Origin of the sequence: Streptomyces sp. SID14478, assembly GCF_010548525.1 — a bacterium.
GTDB lineage: Bacteria > Actinomycetota > Actinomycetes > Streptomycetales > Streptomycetaceae > Streptomyces.
In genome coordinates, this window is the sequence record NZ_JAAGMG010000639.1 from 1 (window position 1) to 4,739 (window position 4,739).

At 72.7% G+C, this 4,739-nt stretch carries 6 protein-coding genes; 4 read left to right on the plus strand and 2 right to left on the minus strand.

Annotated elements, in window-relative coordinates; genetic code table 11:
• Positions 1-421 (plus strand): type ISP restriction/modification enzyme (locus G3I40_RS21440; RefSeq protein ID WP_343244986.1); only part of this gene is annotated, 421 nt, incomplete at its 5' end.
• A gap of 10 nt (positions 422-431) precedes the next feature.
• Here the strand turns inward: G3I40_RS21440 and G3I40_RS21445 are convergent.
• Positions 432-1,142, minus strand: a complete 711-nt coding sequence (locus G3I40_RS21445; protein ID WP_164303759.1) for a TetR/AcrR family transcriptional regulator — start codon at positions 1,140-1,142, stop codon at positions 432-434.
• 63 nt (positions 1,143-1,205) lie between these two features.
• Here G3I40_RS21445 and G3I40_RS21450 point away from each other — a divergent pair, with 63 nt between their 5' ends.
• Positions 1,206-2,177, plus strand: a complete 972-nt coding sequence (locus G3I40_RS21450) for an ATP-binding cassette domain-containing protein (RefSeq protein ID WP_164303760.1) — start codon at positions 1,206-1,208, stop codon at positions 2,175-2,177.
• Positions 2,174-2,959: an ABC transporter permease gene (locus tag G3I40_RS21455; protein WP_164303761.1), complete on the plus strand. Its 786-nt coding sequence runs from the start codon at positions 2,174-2,176 to the stop codon at positions 2,957-2,959. Before G3I40_RS21450 ends, G3I40_RS21455 begins: the two co-directional genes overlap by 4 nt.
• Before the next feature lie 171 nt (positions 2,960-3,130).
• Here the strand turns inward: G3I40_RS21455 and G3I40_RS21460 are convergent, their stop codons facing one another.
• On the minus strand, positions 3,131-3,400 hold the full coding sequence (locus G3I40_RS21460; protein ID WP_164303762.1) for a hypothetical protein: 270 nt from the start codon (positions 3,398-3,400) through the stop codon (positions 3,131-3,133).
• A gap of 624 nt (positions 3,401-4,024) precedes the next feature.
• Here G3I40_RS21460 and G3I40_RS21465 point away from each other — a divergent pair.
• A partial coding sequence (locus G3I40_RS21465) for a serine/threonine-protein kinase (RefSeq protein ID WP_164303763.1) occupies positions 4,025-4,739 on the plus strand: 715 nt, incomplete at its 3' end.

A 4,739-nucleotide genomic window follows, 5' to 3' on the forward strand; every position in this document is an offset into this window, starting at 1 on the left:
GCCGGCCCGCCCCGTCGAGGTGCTCTACGACCGCGAGGAGGAGGCCCTGCTCATCGGCGACGGCCGCATCTCGCCGGTCCCCGCGGCGGCCTGGGACTTCCACGTCAGCGGGGTCCGGGTCCTGGAGCAGTGGTGCGCGCGCCGCATCGCGGCCGGCGAACCGGGCACCCTGGCGGCCGTGCGTCCCGGGGCCTGGCCGCAGCCCTGGACGTCGGAGCTGCTCGAACTCGTCACCACGTTGACCCTGATGGCCGAACTCCAGCCGCTCCAGGAGGAGTTGAGGACAGGACTCGGCGAGCTCATCGGCCCCGACGAGCTGCGGCGGGCGCGCGTGCTGCCGGTGCCGGACGGGGCGCGCCGCCCGGCGTCCGTCCTCGACCATCACGAGGAGGGCCCCGGCGGGCAGTTCGCGTTCCTGTGAGGCCCGCCGCTCAGCTTGCCGCGAACCCCTCCAGCGTCCTGCGCAGCGCCCGCTCGAACACCGCCTCCAGATCGATCGGCCCGGCGTCCTCCGTGAACGCCGCCGCGAGCCGGGGATAGCGCCCGGACGCCACCTGCCCGCCCAGGTAGCCGATGCGTACGGCCTGCTCCTGCTCCTCGCTCCACGGCAGCGACCGCGTCCGCTCGGCGGTGGCGATCTCGTTGGCGACGTACGTCGTCACGACGCCCGTCACCGCGGCGATGAGCTCCATCTTCGCGCCGTACGGGTGCTCCAGCGGGTCCAGGCAGGACAGGCAGTACTCCAGGTACGTCAGCGCATTCGGGCTGAAGCCGTACACGGGCGACATCAGCCGCGGCAGCCACGGATGCCGGTGCATCAGCGCCCGGGTCTGGCGGGCGAGGCCGAGCACGTCCGCGCGCCAGTCACCGGACGGCGCGGGGTAGCTGTACTCGCCGCTGACGGCGTCGACCATCAGCTCGTACAGGTCCTCCTTGCGCGGCACGTAGTTGTAGAGCGACATCGTGCCCATGCCGAGCTCGGCGGCGATCTTCCGCATGGTGACCGCGTCGATGCCCTCCGCGTCGGCCACGCGCACGGCCGCGGCCGCGATGTCGCTCCTGCTGTGCGCGGGCCTGGGGCCGCGTCCGGTGCGCTCGGGGCGCGCCCAGATCACTTCGGGTACGGCCGGTCGGACCGCCATGGATCATCACCTCGCGCTCCATCGTAGTTACGTACGGCGTACGTAGTGCGCTACGGTGGGGCCATGACTTCTACGTACGCTGTACTTAGTGAAGGTCTGGAGAAGCGCTTCGGCTCGGGAACGAAAGCCGTGCACGCGGTGCGCGGCCTCGACCTGGCCGTGCGGGAGGGCACGGTGTGCGGTCTGCTCGGGCCGAACGGGGCGGGCAAGACGACCGCCGTCCGGCTGCTCACCACCCTGCTGCGCCCCGACGCCGGGACCGCGCGTGTCGCGGGCCACGACATCCGCCGCGCACCGGGCGACGTCCGCCGCAGCATCGCCGTCACGGGGCAGTACGCGTCGGTCGACGGGGACCTGACCGGCCGGGAGAACCTGCGCCTGTTCGCCCGGCTGCTGCGCGCCCCGCGGGCCCGGGCGGACGAGCTGATCGAGCGGTTCACGCTCGCCGACGCCGCCGACCGCCCCGCGCGCACCTACTCCGGCGGGATGCGCCGCCGCCTCGACCTCGCGTCCAGCCTGATCACCCGGCCCGCCGTCCTCTTTCTCGACGAGCCGACGACCGGCCTCGACCCGCACAGCAGGAACGCCATCTGGGAAGCGGTCCGCGAACTGGCCGGCGCCGGCACGACCGTGCTGCTGACCACGCAGTACCTGGAGGAGGCGGACCGGCTCGCGGACGAGGTCGTGCTGCTCGACGAGGGGCGCGCCGCCCATTCGGGCACGCCCGCCGAACTCAAGGCGCAGATCGGCCACTACGCGGAGATCGTCGTCCCGGACGACGCGGGCGATCAGGCCCTGCACGCGGCCGCCGTCGTACTCGACCAGCTGACCGGCGCACGGCCCCGGCTGGACCCCGAGCGGCGCACGGTCGGCGCGGTCGTCCTCGACCCGGCCGTCACGCTGCCGCGCGTCGTACGCGAACTCGACGCGTCCGGCGTCCCGTTGCGGGACGCCACCCTGCGCCCGCCGACGCTGGACGAGGTGTTCCTGCGTCTGACCCGCACACCCCCGAGGACCGAGGAGGTCGCCGCATGAGCACCGCGATCCTGTACGACGGCACGGCCATGCTGGGCCGCCACCTCCAGCGCATCCGGCACGCCCCGGCGATCCTGATCATGACGCAGACGATGCCGATCGTCTTCCTGCTGTTCTTCGGGTACGTCTTCGGCAGCGCCCTGGCCATGCCGGGCGCCGACTACCGGGCCTTCCTGGTGCCGGGCATGCTCGTAGCGACGGCCGCCAACGGGATCATGACGGGGATGTTCACCGCGGCGCAGGACACGCACCGCGGGGTGATGGACCGGTTCCGTACGCTGCCGATGAGCCGGGCCGCGGTGCCCCTCGGGCAGGCGCTGGCGGATCTGGTGACGACGGCGGTGGGCCTGGTGCCACTGGTCCTGGTCGGGCTCGCGATGGGGTGGCGGATCGAGGGCGGGGCGCCGGGCGCCCTGGCCGCGTTCGGGCTGCTGCTGCTCTTCCGGTTCGCGACGACCTGGGTGGGCATCCTGCTCGGGCTCGCCTCGCGAAGCGAGGAGGCGGCGGGGCAGTTGGGCGGGGCGACCTTCATGCTGCCGCTGCTGTCGAACGCGTACATCCCGACGGACGGGATGCCCGGCTGGGTGCGCACCCTCGCCGAGTGGAACCCGATCAGCGCCGTGTGCACGGCCGTCCGGGACCTGTTCGGCAACGCCCCCGTGCCGCACGGCGCCTCGTGGCCGGTGGCGCATCCGGTGGCCGGCTCACTCGCCTGGTGCGCGGCCCTGCTCCTGCTGTGCGTACCGCTCGCCGTCCGTCGCTGCACACGCGGCGAGCGATGAGCGGGACGCGGTCTACTCCCTGAGGGAGACAGGACAAAGGCCCGCATCCGACTCCCCCGCCGGGGCGCTCGCCGCATGCCGTGGGGATGACGGTCGCGAAAGAGCGCAGCGCTGCGCCGGACGGCGCGGGGGTCGGGATGCGGGCCTGAGGCCTGCTGGTCGGGCGGCCGGTCAGCGGCCGCCGAACAACGTGCGGCGCAGTCGCCGCAGTGGCGCGAAGAGCGAGACCCGTCGCACCCGCGAGGCACTGCCGCCCCGGTCGTGCGCGGTGTCACGCGCGGTCAGCTCACGCATCAGCGACGTCGCTTCCACCGTCTCGCGCTGCGGGACGGCAGGACCGCCGAGCACCGAGAGATGGCGGTCGAGACGCGAACTGGTCGCGCTGCTCCCGCACGTGATCGCAGGCACACGAGGCCTGCTGCGCACTGTTATCTGTTCCATGTCACTCCCCACCCATACGAGGGCACCCGGCCCGGGCAGGTTAACCCTATCGCCCCCACGTGACACTCGTGTATCCCGGTCACAGGATTCACCTCCCCCATAGGGATGTTGACGCCCGCTTGACGGTTACTCTCCGAATATGACTGATTCCAGGGCGAGTTGGACAAGAGGGGCACTTTCCGGGCGCGATGAGGCGCCGCCGGACCCGCTCGTGACAGCGAGTGAGGATGCGGCCGGCGTCAAGCCGGAGGCGTGCATGGGCGTGTCGGGACCTCGGTTGACGGCAGACCGGGAGAAAGGCACCCCATGAGGGAGGCATCACCCTCACGTGACGCTCACGCCCGCACAGGCATCAAGAGCAAGGGGAACGTGGGCGATCTCACGCGCCCGCGGTCGGCGCCCGTCGAGCCGGACACGAGTGCGGCTCCGTTCGACACCGGGTCGCGCGGCACAGCGAGTGGGTGCGGATCAACCCCCAAGGGGGCTGCAACGGCGCTCGGTTGAGCTACTTTTGTTCTGACTTGTCTTCAGGCTCGTCGTGCGCCTCGCCGCAAAGGGGGACCCGTGAGTGAGCGAGTGATCGCGGGGCGGTACCGGCTCGTCGACCCGATCGGCCAGGGCGGCATGGGCACCGTGTGGCGGGCCCGCGACGAGGTGCTCGGACGGGACGTCGCCGTCAAGGAGGTACGGGCCCCCGCCGGGCTGCCGACCGCGGACGTCGAGCGGATGTACGCCCGCCTGGAGCGGGAGGCCTGGGCCGCCGCGCGCATCGCGCACCGGAACGTGGTGACGCTGTACGACGTCGCCACCGAGGACCAACGGCCCTGGATCGTCATGGAGTTGGTCCGCGGGGTGTCGCTCGCCGATCAGCTCGACGCCGAGGGCCCCCTGGCACCGCAGCGCGCGGCGCACATCGGCGCCGAGGTCCTGGCCGCGCTGCGCGCCGCGCACGCCGCGGGCGTCCTGCACCGCGACGTGAAGCCCGGGAACGTCCTGCTGTCGAACGACGGCCGCGTCGTCCTCACCGACTTCGGCATCGCCATGGTCGAGGGCACCCAGGCCCTGACGATGACCGGCGAGATCATCGGCTCGCCCGAATTCCTCGCCCCCGAGCGGGCGTTGGGGCGCGCGCCCGGCCCGCAGTCCGACCTGTGGTCCCTGGGCGTGCTGCTCTACGCGGCGGTGGAGGGGCACTCGCCGTTCCGCCACGACACCCCGCTGAGCACCTTGCGGGCGGTCGTCGACGAGGAGCTGCCGCCGCCGCACCGCGCGGGGGCGTTGGCCCCGGTCATCGAGGGGCTGCTGCGCAAGGATCCGGCCGAGCGGACACCGGCCGCGG

Bases quoted from the DNA above. Each gene is read 5' to 3' on its own strand.
- G3I40_RS21460 (WP_164303762.1), bottom strand. From the start codon at position 3,400: ATGGAACAGATAACAGTGCGCAGCAGGCCTCGTGTGCCTGCGATCACG.
- G3I40_RS21450 (WP_164303760.1), top strand. From the start codon at position 1,206: ATGACTTCTACGTACGCTGTACTTAGTGAAGGTCTGGAGAAGCGCTTC.
- G3I40_RS21445 (WP_164303759.1), bottom strand. From the start codon at position 1,142: ATGGCGGTCCGACCGGCCGTACCCGAAGTGATCTGGGCGCGCCCCGAG.
- G3I40_RS21455 (WP_164303761.1), top strand. From the start codon at position 2,174: ATGAGCACCGCGATCCTGTACGACGGCACGGCCATGCTGGGCCGCCAC.